Consider the following 22,732-nt stretch of genomic DNA (forward strand, 5'->3'; position numbering starts at 1 on the left):
TGCCTCCTAAATATGGGAAATCCGACCTCTTGAAGTAGACTTCTCTCTGACATGTTCCACCTGCCGCATTTTTTTCTCATCAATAATATAGTTTGGCCGGCCCTTTGATTCATAGTAGATGCGGCCGATGTATTCGCCGATGATTCCGAGAAAAATCAGCTGAACACCGCCGAGAAAAAGGATGGCGGTAATCGTTGTAAAATAGCCTGGTACTTCAACACCTTGAAATAATACCTGAAATAACATCGTCACAATATAGAGGACCGAAAATAACGTAATGGTCAATCCCAGAAAAATGGATATGCGTAAAGGCTTGTTGTTAAATGAAACAATCCCATCGATTCCGTAATTTAAGAGACTCTTAAACGTCCACTTGCTCTCTCCTGCTTCACGCGTGACATTTTCGTATTCAATGACGTATTCTTTAAAGCCAATCCAAGAAAAAAGCCCTTTTGAAAAACGATTGTATTCTTTTAACGTTAACAATGCTTTTAACGCTTTTTTACTGAGCAGACGAAAATCACCGACTCCATCCATGAAATCTACATCTGTTAAACGGTTAATTACCTTATAATATAGCTTCGATAGCAGCGTTCTCGATGCCGCCTCACCTTTTCTAGATCTTTTCGCAACCACTTGATCATAGCCCTCTTGGAACTTTTCGACCATTTCCGGAATGAGGTGTGGAGGGTGCTGCAGGTCAGCATCCATAATCACGACAGCATCTCCCCTTGAATAGCGAAGCCCCGCGAGCATAGCTGCCTCTTTGCCAAAATTTCTGCTGAATGATAGATAGTAGACTCGGGAATCTTGCTCCGCAAGCCTTTTTAAGATCGGCAAAGTTTGATCTCGGCTGCCATCGTTCACAAAGACCATCTCTAGATTGCCGGGAATCTCTCTGGCAATTTTTATTATTTCATTATAAAAATCATTAAGCACTGCGGCTTCATTGTAGCAGGGTATGACAATAGATAATTTCATTGTAAAATCCCTTCTTTATATAGGATCTGTTTTTTAAAATAGTATTATCTCCTCGAACTCCGCTTTTTATTCTGGTTCTGGCTGATGTTTGTCGGCTAAAATTTTTCTAGAAAGCAGAAATGTGAACGGAATTGCGATCACTGATGCAAATAAGGGTGTTATTTTACCATTCAATCCCATGAGATCCGTTAAAATATAGAGTGCTGTCGTGGTCACCGTAATATTGACCACATAGGTTAGCGGAAATTGAAAGAATTTCTTCAACGTCGGCTTGCTCTGATAGGTAAAGTAGGAATTCAAGAAAAAGGAACCGACCATGCTGATGACGAATGCTAGTATATGAGCCGCCATATAATGCAAGTTCAGCACTGTGTAAAAGAGTAAATACAATACATAGTAGTTTCCTGTATTGACAAATCCGATGATGACAAATCGTATCGCCTGCTTGATAAATGTTGAGTTGATCATTTTCATTACCTCAATTGTATAGCTTATTACTAAATTTGGGTTATTTTGGAATTTGTAGTTCTTATCATGAAGGATTGAGCGATGTTTTTCAAGGCGGGGCAGCTGGGATTGGTGAAATTGGTTGGAAGGCCGCGGTTTTTTCAGGGAATTTTGTCCTATTTATGATTCTTCCAATATTTTCAGTTGGTCTCAAATCTGGTAAACGTTTATCCTTGATATATAGTACATATTTTGAGAGGAGTTTAACATGAAAGCCCTGCGTATTACATTAAGTCTTGTCTGTTTGTTTGCGCTTTTGCCTTTTACGGCGTCTGCCGAGGAAAAAGCGACGATTTTTTATTTTCCTTCTGATGTTCCCGATGATCACTGGGCATTGGAAGAAATTGATGATTTCTTAGCTGCTGAAATCATTACAGGAAGTGTATCTGAGGGTGAGGGCGTCATTCCGAACGTGAGAGTTCAACCAGAAGGATTCATTACTCGAGCACAGTTTACAAAAATGATCGTGAATGCATTGAACCTTGAAGCAGCGGGCTCCGCAAAATCTTTTCCTGATGTGAATTCTAGCGCTTGGTATTACCCTTATGTGCAAATTGCAACGAGCCATGGAATTATAAACGGGAAAGAAGACGGAAAGTTTTATCCAAATGATAAAATCAACCGCGGTCAAATGGCAGCGATGATTTACCGGGCATTTAAAGATAGCATTACATTCAATTCTACTGGAAAAACATTTACAGATGTTCCCCCTAACCATTGGGCAGCTAAAGAAGTGAATACGATTGCTGCTAATGAGATTATTAAAGGGAACGGGCAGTTGTTTCAACCGTTGAACTTCGCGACAAGAGCACACGGAATCGTCATGATCCACCGTGCACTGCGTCAAGAAGATACCAACTTGCCAAGCGATAGTGAGCTTAAATCAACTTTAACGAATCATATTAACGAAGAAAGAAACCTGCTTAACACTAGTAACTTTAACGAATTAAAGTCGCTTTATACAAGAGATGGATTTGGCTATTATCGTTCTCAAGGAGTGGAAATCACTGAGCTCTATCAAAGCGCACTCGATGAAGGCGACACACTGCGCTTTGAACCAATCGGGGATTTTAGTGTGACCGTAGAAATGAAGAGCAATCGTTACGCAAAGCTCTACGTAGACAACCTGATCTACAAAGAAATCTATCATTCTAGCAAATACGGCAACCTAGAAGAACCAGCCGACTACTCAAACGACTACTACCTCCAAAAAGACAACAACGGCAACTGGAAAATCTACAACATCGGCTTCTAAAGTGGTACCTAAAGTGGTACCTGGTACCGCCCGTGGACACTTTCGGCCTTTTGTCTTTTTGTGGTACCTGGTACCGCTTGTGGACAGTTGTATTCTCAAGAAAGACACTGAATTAAAAAGAGGAACCGCGTCGATGTTGATGCGGTTCCTCTTTTTTTGGTATTCTATTAGCCTCTTTGGGTAGTTCTTGGGGCTAATAGTTTATATATTTTTGGTTTGTTATATTATTCGTTTTCTGTTTGTTGTGCTTCGTCTACGATGCGGCCTTCTACTGTTGGTTCAACAGTTTCAAGTTGTGCTACGTAGTCGCGAAGGTTTTCCCAGTCAGCGAATCCTAGGTCTGTTACACGGCCTTCGTCGTATGCTTTTGCGAACATATCAAAGCCGTCTCCGCCTTTAGCAGTGAATGCATTTGTAGCGATCACATATGTTTTCTCTTCATCAAGTGCTGTGATGACGCCCTCTTCTTCTTCTACTTCCACTGAAACCACTCTTTCTCCAGCAGGCTTGCTGCTGTCATAAGTGAATTTCATTCCAGCTACATGTAAGAATCCGCCGCTTTCTGCTGGAGCTTGGCTTACGCTGTGCTCAAGAGCAGCAACCAGTTCAGCACCTGTTAATTCCATCGTTGCCAATGTGTTACCGAATGGCAATGTTGTTAGAACGTCACCTAATGTAATTGGACCTGCATCAATTGCAGCGCGAATTCCACCGCCGTTTTGAACAGCAATTACTGTATCAGGGTTGAATTGCTTCGCTTTATCAAGCATTCCGTCTGTAATCAAGTTACCAAGCGGAGTCTCATTGCTTCTCACGCTGACTGTCTGCCCTTCACCTTGACGTGGATTTTCCAACGCATTAACGGCTACCGCACCCGTTTCAGTATTCTTTACTTCATCAATTTTTGTAGAGTATTGAAGTAGTTTTTCAGCCGCTTCTGCATCTTCTTCAAGATCATCTACTTTGATTAATTCAGCAGCAGCCCCTACGACCACTCCATTTTCATCAAATTCAACATCAACCGTTCCGAGGTAATCGCCGTATTGGGAAGCTTGGACAATGATCGTTGGTTCTTTCGCTTCACCAGACTCATCTTCTTCCACCCATACTGCTTCGTCAAGCTTTGTATGACTGTGTCCGCCGACAATGACGTCAATGCCGTCGATTTGCATCGCTAGTTCAAGATCGTTATCAACCGCCGCATTATCATCATATCCAATATGTGTAACGGCAACAATTTTATCAATACCAGCTTCTTCAAAAGCAGCAACGGCTTCTTCAGCTTCTTCTAGGTAATTTTCAAAAGCTACCTGTTCAGGGCTTGAAATAGCCACAGTTTCTTCTGTTGTTAAACCGAAAATACCGACTTTTTCGCCGTCAATTTCTTTAATAATCCCTTTGTAGATGTTTCCATCTTCCGGCTGTTCTGTAATAAGGTCACCTTGGTTGATATCTTTAAACAACGCGTCACTTGAAAAATCAACGTTCGCACTAACAAACGGGAAGCTTGCGCCTTTAATAAAGTCAGCTAACGGTTGATGTCCTCCTTCGTTCGTTCCTAAATCAAATTCATGGTTACCGAAGGTCATTAAATCATAGCCCATCAGGTTCATGAATTCTAAATCAGCCTGTGCTCTGAATTCATTGAAATACAATGTTCCAGAGAAAACATCCCCTGCATCCACTAATAATGCGTTAGGCTTTTCTGCGCGAACATTTTTAACAGCTGTTACACGCTTAGCAACATTGTCTAAATGTGCATGTGTATCATTTGTATGCATGATGGTTAAGTTATAATTGTCCACCGGTTCAGGCTGCGGCTCTGGCTGAGGTGCCGGCTGCACCTTGTCAAGAGCACGCTCTAAAAATACAGCAAATGTAGCACGGTTTACTGGAGCCTTCGGATCAAATGAGCCGTCTTCTTTTCCAGTTGTAATTCCGTTTTGTGCTAAAATTTCTATATTTTCCTGATGAGAAGGACTAATGGAATCCCAGTCCGTGAAGGTAATGTCTTCTTCTGTTGCTTTTAAGTCGAATGCGCGAACTAGAACAGATGCCATTTGTTCACGAGTTAACTCAGCACCAGCATTGAATTTACCGTTAGACCCGTTGAAAATATCAGCTGCTTTCGTTGCAGCAGCTCCTTCAGCAAAGCTTGAACCTTCCGCAACGTCTTCGAACGCTTTTACATCAGAAGGAACTGGAAGGTCTAAAGCTCTCATTAGTAAGTTAGCTGCCTGACCTCTAATAATTGATTGGTTTGGCTTGTATGTATTATCTTCGTATCCGTTAATGAAACCTTGCTCTACTAAGCTATAAATTTCTTCTGCCGCCCAGAAACTTTCACTTACATCAGAGAATTGCTTCGCTTCAGCAGCGCTGGCCATTGGTGCAGCTGCGGATGCGATTAATGCTGCTGTTGTAATCGTTGCCATAAATTTACGATATGACTTTGGAGAATAAGACATGATATAAATTCCTCCTTACTATTTTTTAGCTTGAGTAGTGTAGGACTTTCTGAGGTCATTTTTTTAAAAAATAGCCCTGTAACCTTCCTACAACTCTACTAATCTATCTTCTATATTAACTGAAAATTGCCTATTGCGGGTAAGTTTTTTACAGTTTTCTAGCAAAATTCACAAAAACTTATCATGGTTTTTTCTTTTTCACATCATAAAGCTTTGTTTTCTTGGAAACAGTATGATATACGGTTGTTTCTTGGTCGGAGTGATGACATTTAAACGATAATTTTCAACTTGGGGGAATGAGCAGGATGAGGTCTGCTAGACATCGGAAAAAGAAACGTAAATGGCTCCGTATAACGGGTTTTCTTCTTCTTTTTTTAGTCGCTGGAGTATCTGCTTATGCTTACTCCATCTACTCTTCGCTGACAAATGCTGTTGATACGATGCATGAACCGATGCAGATTCGAAAAGTGTCGGAAAAACGGCTGGAAAAAGTGACGCTGAAAAAGAGGGATCCCTTTTCTGTTTTAGTGCTTGGAGTCGATGAACGCAAGGGTGACATCGGCCGTTCTGATACGATGATCGTGCTGACAGTGAATCCGAGTAAAAATTCGATCAAGATGCTGAGCATTCCTCGGGATACGAGAGCGGAAATTATTGGGCACGGGACATCCGATAAAATGAATCACGCTTACGCTTTCGGCGGCGAGAAAATGTCGATTGATACCGTAGAGAATTTTTTAGATATTCCCATTGATTATTTTGTAAAAGTGAACATGATGGGTTTTAAAGAGATTGTGAACGCTGTTGGCGGGATCACGATTAATAATCCGTTTGCTTTTTCGGAGGACGGCTTTCATTTTAGAAAAGGGCTGATCACACTGAATGGTGATGAGGCACTTGCTTTTTCGAGAATGAGAAAACAGGACCCCGCCGGCGATTACGGCCGCCAGCAAAGACAGCGTCAGGTTATTCAAGGGGTTATTGATAAGGGCAGCAGCTTTAGCTCATTAACAAGGTTTGGTGATATTTTCGCTTCACTCGGCAAAAACATCAAAACCAACCTGACATTCGATGAAATGGTTGACATTCATTTGAACTATCGAAGCGCAAGCGAAAACATCGAACAAATCCAGCTCGAAGGCAAAAGCGAACGCATCGACTCCATCCTCTACCAAGTCGTCTCAACCGAAGAACAACAACGCATCCAAAACGAACTAAAAACACACCTTGGACTAACAAACAAAACCCTCTAGGTACCAGGTACCGCTCGTGGACACTTTGCATCTTTTGTCCTTTTGCGGTACCTGGTACCGTTCGTGGACAGTGTCTTTTCCACGTGTACACTCATTACGGATTTAGATTTCTTGTTCCGACCTCAATACACTCATAGCTTGAGAAAATGTATATGCTGATTTTAGATACTGGTGATAGTAGATTTCAGGTGGGTCGGGAAAGTATGAAAGAAGATGGTCGGTTGTAACGAGAGGATTGTGCTCTTTCAGGATATATGCCCTATAGCTGCTCCATGGATAATCTTCCATTTTTTGAACCATACCCGCTTGGAGAGGATTGAGATGAATATACTTACTGACATCCAGTTCATACTCAACAGAATCAATAAATTCATAATTGTAACGATTTTCAAAGACGTGGCCCGTTAGGTCATATTTTTTATTAAAGTATTTGGCGTAATTAACATTGATGGCATGCATGATTTTCCCTGGAGGATCTTTGATTGTCTCTAAATTGAGGTGAATATGATTGGTCATCAAACAGTAGGTATTAAGATGAAATGGATACTTTTCCTTCGTTTCCGCAGTGATTGTTAAATACTTCATGCGGTCTTCATCATCATAAAACAGGGTACTTTTTCGATTGCCTCTATTGTAAATATGATATTTAGCACCTGGGTACCAGAACTGAGGTTTGCGCGGCAAGTAACTTCCTCCTTTGTTAGAGTAAAATCAAGGGCTTTAATTACATGACAGATTTGGGAAGAATACATAAAGCAACAGGATAGCAGCTAATCACTTGGATAAAATAGTAACGATAATTCTCCTAAAACATAGCAAGATTCTACCTTCCTCATACTAGAAAATTATACCACTGAACAAATCACCCTTTTCACCCACTTTATGACAAGAAATCTACAATTAACCGTCCGCCTCGAAAGGACAAAATAACCCTAAATGTCCACGGGCGGTACCTGGTACCGTAGAAAGACAAAAAGGTGAATTTGTCCACGGAGGGTACCTGGTACCGATATTTGGTTTTGAAACTTTTTGGGGGAGTGGTTCGTATTTTATAGGGAAGGAAGGTGTGGAGGTTGATGTTTAATAAGAGGATAGGCCTTATTTTAGTGATAGGATTTTTTATGGCTCTTTTTGTGTTTCCGGGGCAGGGGCTTGCGGTGGAGTTTTCGATTGATGATGTTGAGATTGAAGCTTGGCTGCTTGAGGATGGAAATGTGGAAGTGAAGGAGACTCATACCTATAGCTTTGACGGTGATTTTGGTGGGATTACGCGAGAGATAGCGCCAAAAGAAGGCAGCAGTATTACCAACTTCACTGCAGAAGAAAATGGGAAACCTTTAAAAATAGAAAACGAGGATCACCTTTATAAAATTCATCGCAAAGGCGAAGACGAGGTTATTACGATTGATCTTGCCTATACCATAAAAAATGGTGTCGATGTCTATTCAGATCTTGCTGAATTTTACTGGCCATTCTTTGATGACCGCAATGAATCAACCTATGAGAACATGAACATTACGGTTCACCCTCCAAAAGAAACGAAAAATGTGATTGCTTTTGGTTATGATGAAGCATTTGAAACAGAAAACATTCAATCAGACGGAAGTGTCATTTTTACTCTTGGCGAAGTGCCTTCTGATGAGAATGGTGATATCCGTGTGGCTTACGATGCCGCTCTATTTCCATCCGCAGCGATTACAGCAGACAAACCAATAAAGAATGAAATCCTGAAGGCTCACGCCGACCTTATCAATGCAGCCATTAAAAAACTAGAAACGAAGGATACGCTTAACACAATCGGCAAAATTGGCATTCCAGCGTTTACGCTTATTTTACTCATTCTGATGATTAGCACCTTCATGAAGGCACGCCTGAAAAAAGCTGATGTGCAGCGTGAAGCGAAAGACGACTTTTCCATCCCAAAAGAAGAAATGAGTCTACCCGCTACCATCTTTTTTACAAATGGCGGATACCTCCCAGCTGAAGCAATGGCAGCCGGTCTGCTGGATTTGGTTCGAAAAGGAATTGTAGAGCAACTTGATCAGAATGTGTTTGTGATGAAAGACACGCCAAAAAAGCTTCTGAAACATGAACAAATTTTAATAGACTTCTTATTCCATGAAGTCGGAGAAAACGGCAAATTTACCTTTGACAATCTTGCCTCCTATACAAAGGCAAGTAGGAATCATAATAAATATCAGCAAAATCAAATAAAATGGAGTCAGGCCGTAAAAGAAGAAATGAAGGAAAAGAACCTTTATGAAAACAGCGCAAAGTTTCGGTGGACCGTTGGCTTATCAAGTCTACTCGTGCTTCCTTTTATCATTCTGTTTCCGATCTATGATCTTCTAGGATGGTTTATGGCAGCACTGCTATTGTTTATCACTACCATCTTCTATGCCCTTTTTTACCATCCAAAGACGCGGGATGGACTAAAGATTTCCTATGAGTGGAATGCTGTTAAAAAGTTTTTTAAAGAAATGACGGTTGTAAAATGGAATGAGCTCAGTGCCGATGACAAGATGCGTGCCTATTTATACGGATTAGGGATCAACAACAAAGGCATTGTGAAGAAAAACGAAGAACTCGTGAAGTCATTTGAACGACCGCTAACTAATACGGCTGGTCATTCTGATCCAGCAGGCATTTATGCCATGACCTTTATTGGCCCGGTTGCTTCGACGAACTTTCATTCTGCCAGCCAAAATACTCAATCCTCTTCAAGCAGTTCATCATCTACCAGCGGTGGGGGCGGTGTTGGCGGCGGAGGCGGCGGTTCTGGCGCTTTTTAGCATACAAAAAGGGAACTTGATCAAACGTTTGATCAAATTCCCTTTTTCTTATTAAGTGGAATCAGTGAGGGTCTTACCGCCCGTTAACCTGCGATAAACTTAAGCTTTTTAATACCTCAATAAAATTCTCATTCTGCTCCGGCGTTCCCACCGTTACCCGAAAATGATTAGGATAGCCAAAGCTTGTACAAGGACGAACAATGAACCCTTTTTTCATCAGCTCCATGTAGAGCGGCTGAACATCCTTGCCCGTATCAACAAATAAAAAGTTCGCATAAGACGGGACCGAAGAATACCCTAATTTTTCAAGCTCCTCACTTAAATACGTGAGCCCCTTACGATTTTCATCTAAAATAAAATTCTTATAGTCAACATCTTCTAAAGAAGCAATCGCAGCTGCATCAGACATTCTTGTGACAGGGAAAGGTTCGCGCACAGCGAGAATCGGCTTTAACAATTCCTCTGAGGCAATCGCATATCCCACTCGCGCCGCCGCTAATCCATATAATTTCGAAAAAGTATGCACGGAAATCACGTTATAGCCTTCCTTCACATACTCTACTCCCTTTTTATAGCCTTCAATATCAATGAACTCGGCATACGCCTCATCCAAAATGACAATCACATGGTCTGGAACTCTTTTTATAAAATCCTCCAAGACATCCGAATCAACGACCGTGCCTGTAGGGTTGTTCGGGTTACAAACGTAAATGAGCTTCGTCTTCTCATTGATCTCACGGAGAATGCCCTCTAAATCAAATTCATGCTGATCATTTAGCGGCACCTCAACTGGCACCCCGCCCATCATCAACGTCGTCGAACGGTAGACAGAGAAAGTCGGTGCGCAATAAATGACTTCATCACCCGGATTGATGTATGCCTGACTGATCAGCAGCAAAATATTGTCAGCACCATTCGAAATGGTGATTTTATCAGGATTTATATCATATTCTTCCCCTAGCTTTTCCCGCAATTCCCGATTGGATGGCTCCGGATAAAGCTGATTAATCGACGCTGCTTCCTGTGCTGCTCTAATCGCTTTTTCCGACGGGCCGTACGGGTTTTCATTGGATGCTAAGCGAATGATTTCCGTTAAGCCCAGTTCCTTTTTCACATCTTCTATCGGTTTCCCAGGTACATAAGGGGTTAATTTTTTAATGTTATGATTCCATAAATGTTCCATATCGAGCAGCTCCTTTTTAGAATTCGCTTTAATCCATTAGCAAACTAAAGTATAAGGTTATTATTGACTACTACTTACTAGTTTGTCAATAGCTTTACCTGCATTCTATTACTAAAAATAAACCCTTGTAATAGGACTCTACTTTTTGAATTTCAAAGCCTGCCTCTCGGATCAGCGCCAGTGTGTTTCTATTCAAATGGCAGCCATCGCAGACTTTTTTCCACGCTGGAGTCAATGTTTCCTGAAGCTGAGCTAAAAACGGCTGCTCCATTTTTACATGTTCAAAAAAGAGAATCGAAGCGTTCGGCTTCGCTACACGTTTTATTTCTTTCAGCGCCGAGACCGGGTCTGGAATGCTGCACAGGACAAGGGTTGCGACTACGGAGTCAAATGTCATGTTTGGAAAGCTCAGGTTCTCTGCTGATTGTGTATGGTATTGCACCGGAACATCCGCCAAGTGCAGTCTCTTCTTTGCTTTTTCAATCATGAGAGGGTTCGGTTCGATGGCATCCACTCTCTCAACATTCTGGTAAAATGGAAAATTGATTCCTGTTCCTGCTCCTATTTCTAAAACTCTGCCGGCGGCCTTGCCGATCAGTTCTTTTCTGATTGTTTTAAAAGTCCCTTTTTCTAAAGGAGACATGGCCATATCATAGATGGATGGAAACCACTTTCCCAATACATTCACCTCTTTTTTTCAACTAATAAAACGAATATCATTCTTACCGGACTGCTTCACCATGTACATCGCCTTATCTGCATTTATAATCAGCTTGTCCAGCTCATCTCCAGGATGATACAAGGAAACGCCGATACTCGCTGTGATGGTGATCAGCTCTTTATCGATAGAAATCGGCTCTGCCAGGGATTCCTGGATACGTCCGATAATTTTTCCTACATCTTCTTTAGAAAGTCCTTTTAAAATCCCTACAAATTCATCCCCGCCAATTCGCGAGAGAATATCGCTTTCCCTGATCCATGACTGAATTCTTTTTGCAATAATCTTAAGCACCTGGTCACCGATGTAATGACCGTAAGTGTCGTTTACCTCTTTAAAGGAATCTAAGTCGATGAAAAAGAGGTACAGTTTCTCTACTTCGGCGTCCGCTTTTTGGAAATACTTTGCTAAAAAAGAACGGTTCGGCAATCCAGTCAGCGGATCTTGATAAGCTAGATTTTCCATTTTTTCCTCTTGAAGCTTTTCTTCGGTGATATCTGTTAGTATCCCATCAATTCGCTTTTGCTTCGGGTTGTCAAAAATGGGGATAAAATGACATCTAAGCCATGTTTGTTTACCTTCCTGGGAAAGGAGCCGGTATTCGATTACTTTCTCTGCCCCCTGTTGGATTTCTTGCTCTGCCTGATTTATCTTCTCGAGATCCAGCGGATGAACGTATTCCTTCCACTGAATAAGCCCTTTTGGTGCTATTTCTGTCGGCAGCATTGTTTTTAGATTCGAGTTAATAACGGTTTCCCCTGTATTCAGGTCATAAGAAAAAGTCATGATATTGGCGTTGGCTAACAGATGCTTAATCTTTTCTTCATCGCGCTGCGTTTTTTCCCTCAAGCGGGAAGTAAAGCGAGTTGAGAACACGAGATAAACAGTGATAAAGATACAGAACAATATTAAATAGACAATATCAGAATAAACAACGTTTGGAAAAATTTCTTCATGAAAGCCGAAGAAAGCATAAAAGGTAAGCAGGATCGATAAAATGCCTGCGAAAATAATGACGGAAATCTTTTGATAAACCGAGCTTAAGATGAGACCAAACCACATGAAAACATAGTTGACTAAAAATGGGTAATCAGTGATTAGGTAAAAGAAATACAGAAAAATAAATAAAACCAACAAATACATCGTGGTTTTGATATAGGTCTTTTTATAGATTAGTAATGCCAGGGTACTGCACAAAATAAGCCCCACTGGAGGGAACAGGGCAGAGATTCCCAATACAGCTACATTAACAACAAGGCTAACAAGGTAATAGCCAGCCAAACCGAAAAGCAGCCACTTATTTCGTTGATAAACCAATTCAATGTCCTTCCCCAAACCCCTCACCCCATTACCCACAAGTACTATATCGAAATTATAACAGAATCAACCCACTCCAAAATACCTAGATTATAACAAATTTTAGAAAAAAACATAAAAAAGGTACCTGGTACCGCTCGTGGACAGTTTGGGGATATTGTCTTTTTCAGGTGGACAATAACCCCTAAAACCACCTATCTCCGTTGGTCATCCCTAAAAGTTTTCAGTACCGTGATGTATATCAACTCTTTCTCTGGGCCTTGGCTGTATGATGGGGTTGAGAGGAGTAGAGGTGAAACGATGGAGAAAAATTGGTCTATATCACTTGAACATGATGAATATGAGAATAATATGGAGTTAGTTGTTGAGGATGCTATCGAGGCTGTCGAACAAACATCGAAAGGTTACTATGTTAATCTTGTAACACCAGCAAACTTAGGAAATCCTGATGATTATTTATCAGAATCACTACATCTATATTTTGGTAACAGAATTGATACTAAATTTATCGACCAATGCGGTTGCGGAGGGTATGTGCTAAGAGTATGGAAAAGCAAATAAATGACTTAGAGACGTTAACTCAATATCAAAATCGCCAGGTAGTCCTGAACTATTATGAAGAAGATTGTTTATATGATAGGCAGGGTTTTAACTTTAAAAGGATTATGGTAACTCGCGATAATCTCACTTTTATTAAACATGACGGCAGCCCGGAGCAAAAAATTCTATTAAAAGAATACCCCGAAAAATATATAAAAGATGATTTCCGGAACTACTATACCATTAAAAACGGCGAAAACCGAATCGACATCTACTTTCCATAGATGGTACCAGGTACCCCTCATTAGGTACCTGGTACCATCCGTGGACAGTTTGGTGTTTTTGTATGTATGGGGTGGACACTTATTCTTACAATCTTCGAAACTACACTTTTTGTTCTAAGCGTCTTTTTGCTCGTATTAATGTGCTCTTACTTATCCCCGTTAATTGCTCTACTTCCTTATAAGAATTGCTTTCTAGCAGCTCCAGGGCATGCTCAATCTTCTTTTTGCCGTATTTGCGAGGGCGGCCTTCTCGAAAGTCAGGCTTCTGCTTCGCAATCTCTTTTCCTTCCTTCATTCGTTCCACGATTAATTCTCTCTCAAATTCAGCAAACGCAGAAAACACACTGAAGATTAACTTTCCTTGCGGCGTATTTTCAATGACCCCAAGATTTAACACATTCACTTTAACCCCTCTATCAAAAAGGTTCTTAACGGTCGTAATCGCATCAATAGTAGAACGTGCAAAACGATCTAATTTCGTTACAACCAGTGAATCCCCTTCTTCAAGCATATTCATCAGCTTTTGGAATTCTTGACGGTCCGATTTCGAGCCAGTGGATTTTTCTGAAAAAATCTTCTCGCATCCAGCCTCTTTTAACTGCTGAATTTGCACCTCAATATCCTGACCTTGCGTACTTACTCTAGCATATCCGTAAATCAAGGTTTCCCCCTCCATTTTGAATACAAGTTATGATCTCTCTCAATCATTAGCTTACCTCTCGCTCATTTCAACGTCAATACTAAGTAAGTTATGAAACACTATTAGGTACCTGGTACCGCTCGTGGACAGTGTCCATTTGGGGCGCACAATAATACATTTGGCCAATTGTCATTTGCGTATGGGTAGAGTATAATTTAATCATCAAAAAGATCAGGTGCTGCAACACCTGATCTGGCAACTACATGCCGTGAGCGAACGGACGGCAGACTAATTTTCATAGATCCTAAAAGAAGTAATCATCCTATTTCCAGACGAGGCAGGGTGATTACTTCTTTTGGTTTGTGACGAATAACATAACACAAAGTGAAAGAACCGCTATCAATAATGAATTGGATCCAATTGCTACATTAATTGCTTCGTATATTGTCAATCCTCCACCTCCCTTCCAAAGGGAAGTAGTCACCCGCCCGTCTGCTTTGTAGTTGTTACCCTCATTTTACCATCTAACCATATTTAAAAACAGAACAAATGTTCCTATTTTTAAAACAACTCCTTACTCACTGTCAATGCCCCTACAACACTAGCAGCCTTACCACCTAAATCATTTCCATACTCCGTGTATCTTTTTAGCGCAGCACTATCTTCCGGAAGCCCCTTACTATGAATACAATGCAGAATCCCCGCCATAAACGCGTCACCCGCACCGGTAGTGTCAACCGCTTTTACCTTCATAGCAGGAACATGTAACTCCACTCCACCATGAACTGCCAACGCCCCTTTTTCTCCTAACGTCACCCAAACATAGGGAATCCCATAGTCCGCAAGCTGCTTTAACCCATCTTCAACCGTCAGCGTTTCTGTTAAAAATAGTAATTCCTCTTCAGCTATTTTGAGAAGATCCACATTAGGAAGCATTTCCATGATCGCGGCTCTGCACTTTTGTTCACTTTCCCATCTTTTCATACGAATGTTGGGATCAAAAGCGACCAGAGTGCCATGCTTCTGAGCCAACTCAACAGCCGCCTTCGTTGTCTGACGGGATATTTCGTGAAAAAGAGTTCCCGACCCAAAATAAAACAGCTTCGCTTTTCGAAAAAGCTCTTCATGCAATTCTGAAACCAACAGCTGCTCATCTGGGGATTCATTTTCATAAGAATGAAAATAGCGCTCACCATCATCATTCAAATGAACGTATACACCGCAAATTTTTTTCTGGCCAGATTCAACACTGTATTCCAAATTAACATCCTCTTTGTTCAGCTCATTTTTTATAAAAAAGCTTACCTCATCCTCCCCCAGCTTGCATAAATAATAGGAAGGACTACCGAGTCTTCTCACGCCAACCGCAACATTCAGCGTAGTCCCTCCGATGTATTTTTGAAAGTTTTGATTGGAAGAATCCACCGAGATATAATCAACAAACGCCTCACCGTAGGAAATAATTCCATTTTTCATAGACCATGCCCCTCTAATTCCTTTTTTAAAATAGTCTAGCAAACGATTTAGCCAATCTCTAGACCTGCAATCGTCATAAGGTATAATAAAGATAATACTTTCAAAAGATTTGAGGATATGATGAGAAAAGAAAGAATTGATTCGTTAAAATATATGAGGGTCGTCGCGATGCTGCTCGTTGTGTTGATCCACACAACCGCGGAGGCTTTGTCCTATCTTGATCCAACTGACGCTTGGTATCAGTTTTATTTACTCTTAAATCGCTTCACGAGATTTGAAGGCCCCGTCTTCGTTTTTCTAAGCGGTGTTGTTTTATTTTACAATTATGACGACCGGCCGTTTACGCTGAAGACATGGCTTGGTTTTTACCGAAAAAGATTTATGTACATTCTTTTTCCTTATCTTGTTTGGTCGTTGTTTTATGAAGGTTTTTCCCATTATATGGGTTACAGAACTTTTGAAAATATCGAAACAGTGGCCACGAATATTTTTTACGGGAGCTCCAACTACCAGCTGTATTTTATTTTGATTCTCGTGCAATTATATTTCCTGATGCCTGTGTTTGTTTTTTTAATTAAACGCTTTTGGTTTGTAAAAAAATATCTATTTTTATTTGGATTTGCCCTTGAATATTTTTATCAAATTTTAAACCATAGCTATAACTGGATTACCAGCCCCTTTTTCATGGTTTATCTGGCGAGTTTTTTATTGGGGGGATGGGTTGGCATTTACTATCCAAAGTTAAAGCAGACTTTATCGAAAAAGAACTTTTGGGCAATGTTTGCGGTGACAGTTGGCCTCGGACTTGGATACACCTACTTGTATCACCAGCAAAACGTATTGGGAAACATTCTAATGGAGTATCATGTATTTAAATTTTTGGCGATCTGTTATTACCTGCTTTCCTGCTACTTTTTGTTTAAAGCTGCGATCTGGGTTGACGGCATCTCTTCCGAATGGTTTAAAGCTGTGATTGAGAAACTGCGCATCTATTCATTCGGCTTTTATTTGGTGCATCCTTTCATCCTAGCACTTTGGCAAATCTATTTAGTGCCACAAACAGAAATGCAGTTTCACCTATTCATTTTTGTTCGATATGTGCTAGTCTTGGTCAGTTGCTACGTGTTTATTAGAATCATTCATCTCCTGTTCCCACGAGCATGGATGATCTTCGGAAAGCTTCCAGACCCAAGAAAACCACTAAACACCGAAAAACCAGCCACCTAAACCAAAGAGGGGATAGATCTGTTTGATACTAGATCCATCCCCTCTTCAATACTGTCCACCCCAAAAACACAAACTCAACCAACTGTCCACAAGCGGTACCAGGTACCTAATTGTGGTACCTAATTGTCTTCGACGATGTGGACGACCCAGCCAAATTCATTTACGACACGGCGTTTTGCGATTTCTGCGTGTGCTCGGGTTCGGAAGCTGCCTGTTAATAAGCGAAGTCCGTTGTCGCTCACTTCATGAACAATCCAGCCGCTAAAGGATCTGAGACGTTCTGCGGCGATTCTTTGATGTGTTTCATTTGCAAACGTACCTGTCTTCAAGCGGTAAGCTCCCCCGCCGCTGAGCTTCTTCTGTAAATTAAAAGACCTCACCAACCCATTGACGTGCCCTCGGGCAATTCGATCAATAAAGTCCGTTTGTTTTAGCTTCGCAGCATCGGAGCTACTGTCAATAAATCCATTTTCTGTCAACAATGCAGGCATGTTTGAAACTCTCAACACGTGGAAATTAGCCTGCTTCCTTCCCCTATCAACAAAATCAACCAGCTTCATCACTTCTTGATGAATGTTTGTTTGATATGTCGTCGTCGGAGTACCACTTCCAGGGTAAATGAAATCTTCATACCCTGTTCCTCCGCCGGAGTTAATGTGAACAGATAGATAGAAATCGGCTCCCCAAGCATTGGCGGCATTTGTACGCTGTGACAGAGATACGGTTTGATCGCCTGTGCGGCTTAGTCTTGTGGTTACACCAGAATATTCGTTGAGAAGGATTTCATTAATTCTTCGCGCTATTTGCAACGTTACGTTTTTCTCATACAACCCGTTACCAACAGCCCCTGAATCCATTCCTCCATGGCCAGGGTCAATAAAGATTTTCACCATATTTTTCACCCTTGATATCTATATGCCTAAGAGTGACACAAGGTGATTTCCAAAAATAACTAACCCTCCCATCTACAAAAAAACCGACTGCACGAAAACGCACAGTCGATTTTTCTGTGTACACACCAGAAAGACAAGTGTCCACGAGTGGTACCTGGTACCTTATTATTTATTATTTGTTGTTTAGCAGGTAGACTACTTTTGCAGCTTGGGCGCGTGTTGCTTGGTTGCCTGGTTTGTATTGTTTGCCGTAGCCTTGTACTAATTCTAGATCAAATGCTTTTTGGATCGCATCTTGTGTTTCTGCACTTAATGCTGCCGTATCCGCGAATTGCTTTTGTTCTGAAGCTTTTACTTCACCGTTTTGCTTTTCGTATGCACGAACTAACATCGTTGTCATTTGTGCACGTGTAATTGGCTTGTAAGGATCAAACGTTGTCGCAGAAGTTCCTGTTGTAATTCCTGCTTCATATGCTGCCGCCACTTCTTTTGCAAGGTCGCCGCTAACATCTGTGAATGGCGCATCGTTTTTAGCAGTTAATCCTAAAGAACGTACTAACAAGCTCGCAAATTGACCGCGAGTGATGTTTGCTCCTGGATCAAATGTTGTTGGAGTTTTTCCTTTAATGACGCCTTCATTAGCAAGAGCAGCGATATATTCATAAGCCCAGTGGCTTCCAGAAACATCTTTAAATCCTGGATCTACTGGAGCTTCAGGCTCTTGCGGCTCTGTCGGTTCAGTTGGCTCAGTTGGTGTTGGTTCTGTCGGCTCTTCCCCTTCACCAGCTCCACTTAAGTCAATGCTGAAAATGCCAAAACCAGCTTCATTTGTTTTACCAGTATAAGTGATATTATTCGTTTCCTTCGCTAACTCAGCAGCTTTTGGATTAGATAAGAATGTTACATTTGCATCAACAGGAGCGAATGTCCAGTTGTTATTTACTTCTGCTTCAATCGTTCCATGTTCAACAACATAGTTCATCATCGCTTGACGGTTTGAATCTGGCGCTTGTAGAACTGTGTTCACTCCGCCCGGATTCATTAACTTGCTGCCTGCCGCACGGTAGTCATTTGTTGCTACGATGAATTCCATATCCGCTGTTACAGGCTCACCATTGTACTTAAGGTTTTTAATACGATTTGCTTCAGGGTTAATCACGTTTTGACCTCTGTCATACTTTGGCAATGATGTCACGTCGATTTCGTATGTTACGCCATCAATCACATCAAAGTTGTATGTCGGGAAGTCTGGGTTAATCAGATTTTGCTCTTCCGTGCTGTTCGGATCAATGGTGTTGTACTGGCCAGCTGACCATTCTAACCATTCTTTAAGTTTTTCGCCATCCACTTTAACAGCATTCACAACGTTATTATCATAAAGATATAAATCAGCAATATTTTTAAGAACAAGAGTACCAGCTTTCACGTCTGTAAAATCATCTACACCGCCGCGGCCTGCTTTAAATGGAGCAGCAGCCGAAAGCACTGGAAGATCTGCGTATTCACTATCTTTTAATGCATTTTCCACATACCATGTTTGTGCTCTATTTAAAATTTCCATCGCTGCATTATCTTTTACAAGACCAAAGTAAGTGTTCAAGTCACCTGTTAATTCACCAACAGGAGTTTCCATATATTTGATGGTCGCTTCATGCTCTTCTGCTACAGCATCTACGATTTCTTGAACAGGCTCAGCAGTTTGTTCGCCGACCGTGATTGGCTTTAATTGCGCTTGAGCATCCTGTACGACCCATGCATTGTCCACTTTTTCTATTTTCAAATCGATCAGTCCGATGTTATTTCCCCAAGAACCAGGCATTAACGTTGGAATTCCATTGATCGTTCCTTTTGTGTTATCAATTCCATTTCCATCTGGGAATGATGGTTTAGCTGCGTTCGGGAATGTTTGATGCTGATGTCCTGTTAAAATCGCGTCAATTCCTTCAACTTGGCTCAAGTAGTAAGAAGCATTTTCCATGCCTTCTTGGTATGGCTGCAATTTGCCATTTTGATCGTAGCTCGCGATACCAGAGTGAGCAAGCACGACAACGATATCTGCTCCTGCTTCCTTCATTTGCGGTACTACTTCTTTTGCAGACTCAACAATGTCTTTCACTTTCAAGTCATCTGCAATATATTTTGCATCCCATGTTAAAATTTGCGGAGGCACGAAACCAGTTACACCGACTTTAATTGTATGTTCCTCTCCATCTTCATCTACTACTGTTTTTTCTAAAATTTCATAAGGAGTAAAATAGCGATTGCCGTCATTATCATAGACATTGGCATTCACGTATGGAAAATCAGCACCTTCTAGTGCAATATCTAAATAGTCTAATCCATAGTTAAATTCATGGTTCCCTACTGTTGCAGCGTCATAGTTTAATTGATTCATTGCCTTAAAAACAGGGTGTACATATCCTTCTTTCATTAAGTCGTTGTTGTAGACATAATCACCCATTGGGCTTCCTTGGATTAGATCACCGTTGTCAAAAAGCAGGCTGTTCGGCGCTTCTTCACGAACTTCGTTAATTAATTTAGCTGCTTTGGATAAGCCATAAGCATTAGTAGATGAACCTTTGTAGTAATCATAGTTCATAACGTTTGAGTGGATATCTGTTGTTTCAACGATTCGAAGATTGACGACATCTTCATCGTTCATCACATCAGCGTAGGTAATAGTTGGAGCAACTTGCGGGATAATCAGTCCAAGTGCGATAGCTGCACCAGCAACTGCCTTTTTTCCAAACTTCTTTTTCACTAAAAATTCCCCCTAGGAAAGTGTTTTCAAACAAAGAAATCATAGCATTTTAGCAGGGTAAAATCTACTATTTTAATCTATTTTCCATAATTTTTACAAATGTATGACATAGTAGAATACTCACTATCATAATTTCCAAAAAAAGAGAGCCACCCAATACCCTCCAACAGATATTGAGTGACTCTCTTATTACTTATAATGACTGTCTGTGTCGTGTGGACAGTGTCCACGGGCGGTACCTGGTACCTGTTTTATTACTTCGCTACAGTGAAGAAAACTTCTTCTTTTGCAGCATTTCCATTTCCATCTTTAATAATATTAACGATGTCAGTAGTAAATCTAACTCCGCCTTCTGTAGTGCTGATAGAAGCACTTTCACCAGCAGTTATTACGAAAGTCTTGTTATCTTCAGTTACTGCAATAGCACCTTCACCGAATTTCTCCATTCCTTCTAGTGCTGCTTTAACAGCTGCCACTGATTCACCTGACAATGCTTCAGTAAATGTGATAGTTACAGTCTCTCCAGCATCTAAAGTAGAATTACTGTTTTGGTCAGCGATAACCATAGATTGAGCTGCAGGAGCAAATACATCTTCAACAGTTACATCAAATTGGTAATCTACTTCAACAGTTTTTCCATTGATTACAACTTCATCAACAAATAATGTTGCAGTTCCTTCAGAAAGAACAACTTCAGCAGCATTTTCATCATCTAGAGTAAATGATGCATCAGCGCTATCTGCGATAACAGCCTTCTTATCAGATACAACTGAGAAAGAAGTAATGTTTGAAGAATCTACAGTATCTCCATCTTGAGTAATTTCTAGAGCAGCTTGGATTTCTGCAAATAAGTTAGTTGTGTTATCAACTACAATTTCATCTTCAGTTTGAGTTAATTCATAAGCGGCTTCAGTATCAACTACCTCAAATTCAGTGTTGATGACTTCAAGGGCACCTACAGTTACTTTTAATGTGTACGTTCCAGTTTCTGTTACAGCAAGTTCGCTTCCAAAACCAAGTGAAACTGAAGTTCCAGTTGCACTATCGATCTCAGTACCATCTTCATCAACAACTACGTACTCAGCCTCAACAGCACCCGCAGTTTTCACATCATCTTCATCAACTGGGAATACTTGAAGTGTAGTTTCGCTTACAGTATCTTCGTCATCATCAGAAGAACCATAAAGATCAATTTCCTTTAAGCCTTCTAATTTATAGTCAGCAATCTCTCCAGCTTCTTCAATAGAAACTTCTAGAGTTTCAACAATTTTACCATCTTCATTTTTCACAGTGATAGTAGTCTTGCCAGTTTCACCATCTACTGCAGTTAAGTTTAATACAAGTGCACCAGATGTAGTTGTACGGCCTTCACCCTCTTGGTCCACCTCTACTGAATCACCTTTAACTTCAACAGTTAAGTCTTCTTCAGATGCCGAGAAATCCTCACCATATTGGTCTACTAGTTGAACTGTTACAGTTTCATTTTCATCAACATCAGGGTTAATTGCTAGGTTAGTAATAGCATCTCCCTCATCGTTTCGAATTTCTAAAGCATCAAACTTCGCTTCAGCCACAACATCAATTTTAACTACTTTTGTAACATCTCCCATAGTTACTTTAACATCTGCAGTACCGACTTTACGTGCTGTTAATTCACCAGTCGCTTCATCAACTACAAGGATGCTTGGAGAAAGTGATTCAAATTTAATTGTTTCGGCTGCTTCTTCACCATATTGGTCTAAGAATAATACATCTAGAGATAATCCGTTTTGGCCGATTGCGATATCATGGTCAGCTTCAAAATCATCAGCATTCCAAGCATCTAAGTCGCCAACAGGTTCAGACACTACTGAATAAGCTGAGAATTCTGTTGCTTCTCCATCATTAGCAGTAATTTTAATTCTTTTGCTCTTAACGTCACCAGCAACGATTTCGACAAAAACAGATTGTCCATCTTCTAAATCATTAGCAACAATTACACCAGTTGAAGTATCAACATCAGATCTGTCATCATTGAAAGTTACGTCAGTTTCTTCAGTAACATCTACTCCAGTATCTGTTAATACAGTGTATTCAATTTCGTAGTCTTCTGAAGGATCAATTGTCTTGCTTGAAGCTAGGATTTCAGAAACTTCACCTAGTACAAAGTCAAGAGTGTAAGATAATTCTTCTTCACCAGCATTGATTGTGAAATCGTATGAAGTTTCATCTTTAAGTGCATCATATAACTCAAGTGAAGCAGATTTTCCATCTTCAGCTAGTTCTACTGATTTAACGAAAATACGATCTTCATCTTCATCCTCAATCACAACATCATTACGGTCAAATGCTTCTACAGCTTGGTTAAACTGAACTTCAACTGTTGTTGTTGTATCAACATCAATGTTTATAATTTCTGATTCAACAATTTCAGGAACTTCCGGTGTATTAACAGCCT

General features: G+C 40.7%; 19 protein-coding genes. 6 read left to right on the forward strand and 13 right to left on the reverse strand.

Annotated elements, in window-relative coordinates; all coding sequences use genetic code 11:
* Positions 1-6: 6 nt before the first annotated feature.
* Complete coding sequence (locus CZ487_RS23725) at positions 7-981, reverse strand: glycosyltransferase family 2 protein (protein WP_077214837.1); 975 nt, start codon at positions 979-981, stop codon at positions 7-9.
* A 66-nt stretch (positions 982-1,047) separates the two neighbouring features.
* Positions 1,048-1,449 (reverse strand): GtrA family protein, encoded by a 402-nt coding sequence (locus CZ487_RS23730; RefSeq protein ID WP_419865738.1) that lies wholly within the window; start codon positions 1,447-1,449, stop codon positions 1,048-1,050.
* A gap of 247 nt (positions 1,450-1,696) precedes the next feature.
* Between CZ487_RS23730 and CZ487_RS23735 the strand changes: the two genes are divergently transcribed.
* Complete coding sequence (locus tag CZ487_RS23735) at positions 1,697-2,743, forward strand: S-layer homology domain-containing protein (protein WP_077214839.1); 1,047 nt, start codon at positions 1,697-1,699, stop codon at positions 2,741-2,743.
* A 224-nt stretch (positions 2,744-2,967) separates the two neighbouring features.
* Here CZ487_RS23735 and CZ487_RS23740 read toward each other — a convergent pair whose 3' ends face one another.
* A complete protein-coding gene (locus tag CZ487_RS23740) occupies positions 2,968-5,211 on the reverse strand; it encodes a 5'-nucleotidase C-terminal domain-containing protein (protein ID WP_237562934.1) in 2,244 nt (747 codons plus the stop codon).
* Between the two features lie 305 nt (positions 5,212-5,516).
* On the opposite strand from CZ487_RS23740, the gene CZ487_RS23745 reads away from it, so the two are divergent.
* The gene (locus tag CZ487_RS23745) at positions 5,517-6,464 is read left to right on the forward strand and encodes an LCP family glycopolymer transferase (RefSeq protein WP_077214840.1); all 948 of its coding nucleotides are present in this window, start codon (positions 5,517-5,519) and stop codon (positions 6,462-6,464) included.
* A gap of 102 nt (positions 6,465-6,566) precedes the next feature.
* Here the strand turns inward: CZ487_RS23745 and CZ487_RS23750 are convergent, their stop codons facing one another.
* Complete coding sequence (locus tag CZ487_RS23750; RefSeq protein ID WP_077214841.1) at positions 6,567-7,148, reverse strand: transposase; 582 nt, start codon at positions 7,146-7,148, stop codon at positions 6,567-6,569.
* Positions 7,149-7,540: 392 nt separating this feature from the next.
* Here CZ487_RS23750 and CZ487_RS23755 point away from each other — a divergent pair, with 392 nt between their 5' ends.
* A complete protein-coding gene (locus CZ487_RS23755) occupies positions 7,541-9,256 on the forward strand; it encodes a DUF2207 domain-containing protein (protein WP_077214842.1) in 1,716 nt (571 codons plus the stop codon).
* Positions 9,257-9,329: 73 nt separating this feature from the next.
* Here CZ487_RS23755 and hisC read toward each other — a convergent pair whose 3' ends face one another.
* The 3 genes from hisC to CZ487_RS23770 all read right to left on the reverse strand — a co-directional run bounded on the left by hisC (position 9,330) and on the right by CZ487_RS23770 (position 12,492).
* Positions 9,330-10,439: a histidinol-phosphate transaminase gene (gene hisC / locus CZ487_RS23760; protein WP_077214843.1), complete on the reverse strand. Its 1,110-nt coding sequence runs from the start codon at positions 10,437-10,439 to the stop codon at positions 9,330-9,332.
* A 94-nt stretch (positions 10,440-10,533) separates the two neighbouring features.
* Positions 10,534-11,127 carry a class I SAM-dependent methyltransferase gene (locus CZ487_RS23765; protein ID WP_337189766.1) on the reverse strand — a complete coding sequence of 198 codons (594 nt, stop codon included), beginning with the start codon at positions 11,125-11,127 and terminating at the stop codon, positions 10,534-10,536.
* A gap of 9 nt (positions 11,128-11,136) precedes the next feature.
* Positions 11,137-12,492 carry a diguanylate cyclase domain-containing protein gene (locus CZ487_RS23770; RefSeq protein WP_077214845.1) on the reverse strand — a complete coding sequence of 452 codons (1,356 nt, stop codon included), beginning with the start codon at positions 12,490-12,492 and terminating at the stop codon, positions 11,137-11,139.
* Between the two features lie 282 nt (positions 12,493-12,774).
* Between CZ487_RS23770 and CZ487_RS23775 the strand changes: the two genes are divergently transcribed.
* On the forward strand, positions 12,775-13,035 hold the full coding sequence (locus tag CZ487_RS23775; RefSeq protein ID WP_077214846.1) for a CGCGG family putative rSAM-modified RiPP protein: 261 nt from the start codon (positions 12,775-12,777) through the stop codon (positions 13,033-13,035).
* Positions 13,020-13,298 (forward strand): hypothetical protein, encoded by a 279-nt coding sequence (locus CZ487_RS23780; RefSeq protein WP_077214847.1) that lies wholly within the window; start codon positions 13,020-13,022, stop codon positions 13,296-13,298. The genes CZ487_RS23775 and CZ487_RS23780 overlap by 16 nt, the downstream gene beginning before the upstream one ends.
* 100 nt (positions 13,299-13,398) lie before the next feature.
* Here the strand turns inward: CZ487_RS23780 and CZ487_RS23785 are convergent, their stop codons facing one another.
* From CZ487_RS23785 to CZ487_RS23790, 3 genes are all read right to left on the reverse strand, one after another.
* Positions 13,399-13,959 carry a recombinase family protein gene (locus CZ487_RS23785; protein ID WP_077214848.1) on the reverse strand — a complete coding sequence of 187 codons (561 nt, stop codon included), beginning with the start codon at positions 13,957-13,959 and terminating at the stop codon, positions 13,399-13,401.
* Positions 13,960-14,284: 325 nt separating this feature from the next.
* Complete coding sequence (locus CZ487_RS27595) at positions 14,285-14,389, reverse strand: putative holin-like toxin (RefSeq protein WP_237562935.1); 105 nt, start codon at positions 14,387-14,389, stop codon at positions 14,285-14,287.
* A 110-nt stretch (positions 14,390-14,499) separates the two neighbouring features.
* Positions 14,500-15,414, reverse strand: coding sequence for a carbohydrate kinase family protein (locus CZ487_RS23790; protein ID WP_077214849.1), 915 nt, complete (start codon positions 15,412-15,414; stop codon positions 14,500-14,502).
* A gap of 117 nt (positions 15,415-15,531) precedes the next feature.
* Here CZ487_RS23790 and CZ487_RS23795 point away from each other — a divergent pair, with 117 nt between their 5' ends.
* A complete protein-coding gene (locus CZ487_RS23795) occupies positions 15,532-16,641 on the forward strand; it encodes an acyltransferase (RefSeq protein ID WP_084783362.1) in 1,110 nt (369 codons plus the stop codon).
* Between the two features lie 119 nt (positions 16,642-16,760).
* Here CZ487_RS23795 and CZ487_RS23800 read toward each other — a convergent pair whose 3' ends face one another.
* The 3 genes from CZ487_RS23800 to CZ487_RS23810 form a co-directional block, all read right to left on the reverse strand.
* Positions 16,761-17,534: an N-acetylmuramoyl-L-alanine amidase family protein gene (locus tag CZ487_RS23800; RefSeq protein WP_077214851.1), complete on the reverse strand. Its 774-nt coding sequence runs from the start codon at positions 17,532-17,534 to the stop codon at positions 16,761-16,763.
* A 172-nt stretch (positions 17,535-17,706) separates the two neighbouring features.
* Positions 17,707-20,295 (reverse strand): bifunctional 2',3'-cyclic-nucleotide 2'-phosphodiesterase/3'-nucleotidase, encoded by a 2,589-nt coding sequence (locus CZ487_RS23805; protein WP_077214852.1) that lies wholly within the window; start codon positions 20,293-20,295, stop codon positions 17,707-17,709.
* 254 nt (positions 20,296-20,549) lie between these two features.
* Positions 20,550-22,732: Ig-like domain-containing protein (locus CZ487_RS23810; RefSeq protein ID WP_077214853.1), on the reverse strand; the 2,183-nt coding region annotated here is incomplete at its 5' end.

Origin of the sequence: Robertmurraya dakarensis (genome assembly GCF_900156875.1) — a bacterium.
Lineage (GTDB): Bacteria > Bacillota > Bacilli > Bacillales > Cytobacillaceae > Robertmurraya > Robertmurraya dakarensis.

Bases quoted from the DNA above. Each gene is read 5' to 3' on its own strand.
- CZ487_RS23725 (WP_077214837.1), bottom strand. From the start codon at position 981: ATGAAATTATCTATTGTCATACCCTGCTACAATGAAGCCGCAGTGCTT.
- CZ487_RS23730 (WP_419865738.1), bottom strand. From the start codon at position 1,449: ATGATCAACTCAACATTTATCAAGCAGGCGATACGATTTGTCATCATC.
- CZ487_RS23735 (WP_077214839.1), top strand. From the start codon at position 1,697: ATGAAAGCCCTGCGTATTACATTAAGTCTTGTCTGTTTGTTTGCGCTT.
- CZ487_RS23740 (WP_237562934.1), bottom strand. From the start codon at position 5,211: ATGTCTTATTCTCCAAAGTCATATCGTAAATTTATGGCAACGATTACA.
- CZ487_RS23745 (WP_077214840.1), top strand. From the start codon at position 5,517: ATGAGGTCTGCTAGACATCGGAAAAAGAAACGTAAATGGCTCCGTATA.
- CZ487_RS23755 (WP_077214842.1), top strand. From the start codon at position 7,541: ATGTTTAATAAGAGGATAGGCCTTATTTTAGTGATAGGATTTTTTATG.
- hisC (WP_077214843.1), bottom strand. From the start codon at position 10,439: ATGGAACATTTATGGAATCATAACATTAAAAAATTAACCCCTTATGTA.
- CZ487_RS23775 (WP_077214846.1), top strand. From the start codon at position 12,775: ATGGAGAAAAATTGGTCTATATCACTTGAACATGATGAATATGAGAAT.
- CZ487_RS23780 (WP_077214847.1), top strand. From the start codon at position 13,020: ATGGAAAAGCAAATAAATGACTTAGAGACGTTAACTCAATATCAAAAT.
- CZ487_RS23790 (WP_077214849.1), bottom strand. From the start codon at position 15,414: ATGAAAAATGGAATTATTTCCTACGGTGAGGCGTTTGTTGATTATATC.
- CZ487_RS23795 (WP_084783362.1), top strand. From the start codon at position 15,532: ATGATGAGAAAAGAAAGAATTGATTCGTTAAAATATATGAGGGTCGTC.
- CZ487_RS23800 (WP_077214851.1), bottom strand. From the start codon at position 17,534: ATGGTGAAAATCTTTATTGACCCTGGCCATGGAGGAATGGATTCAGGG.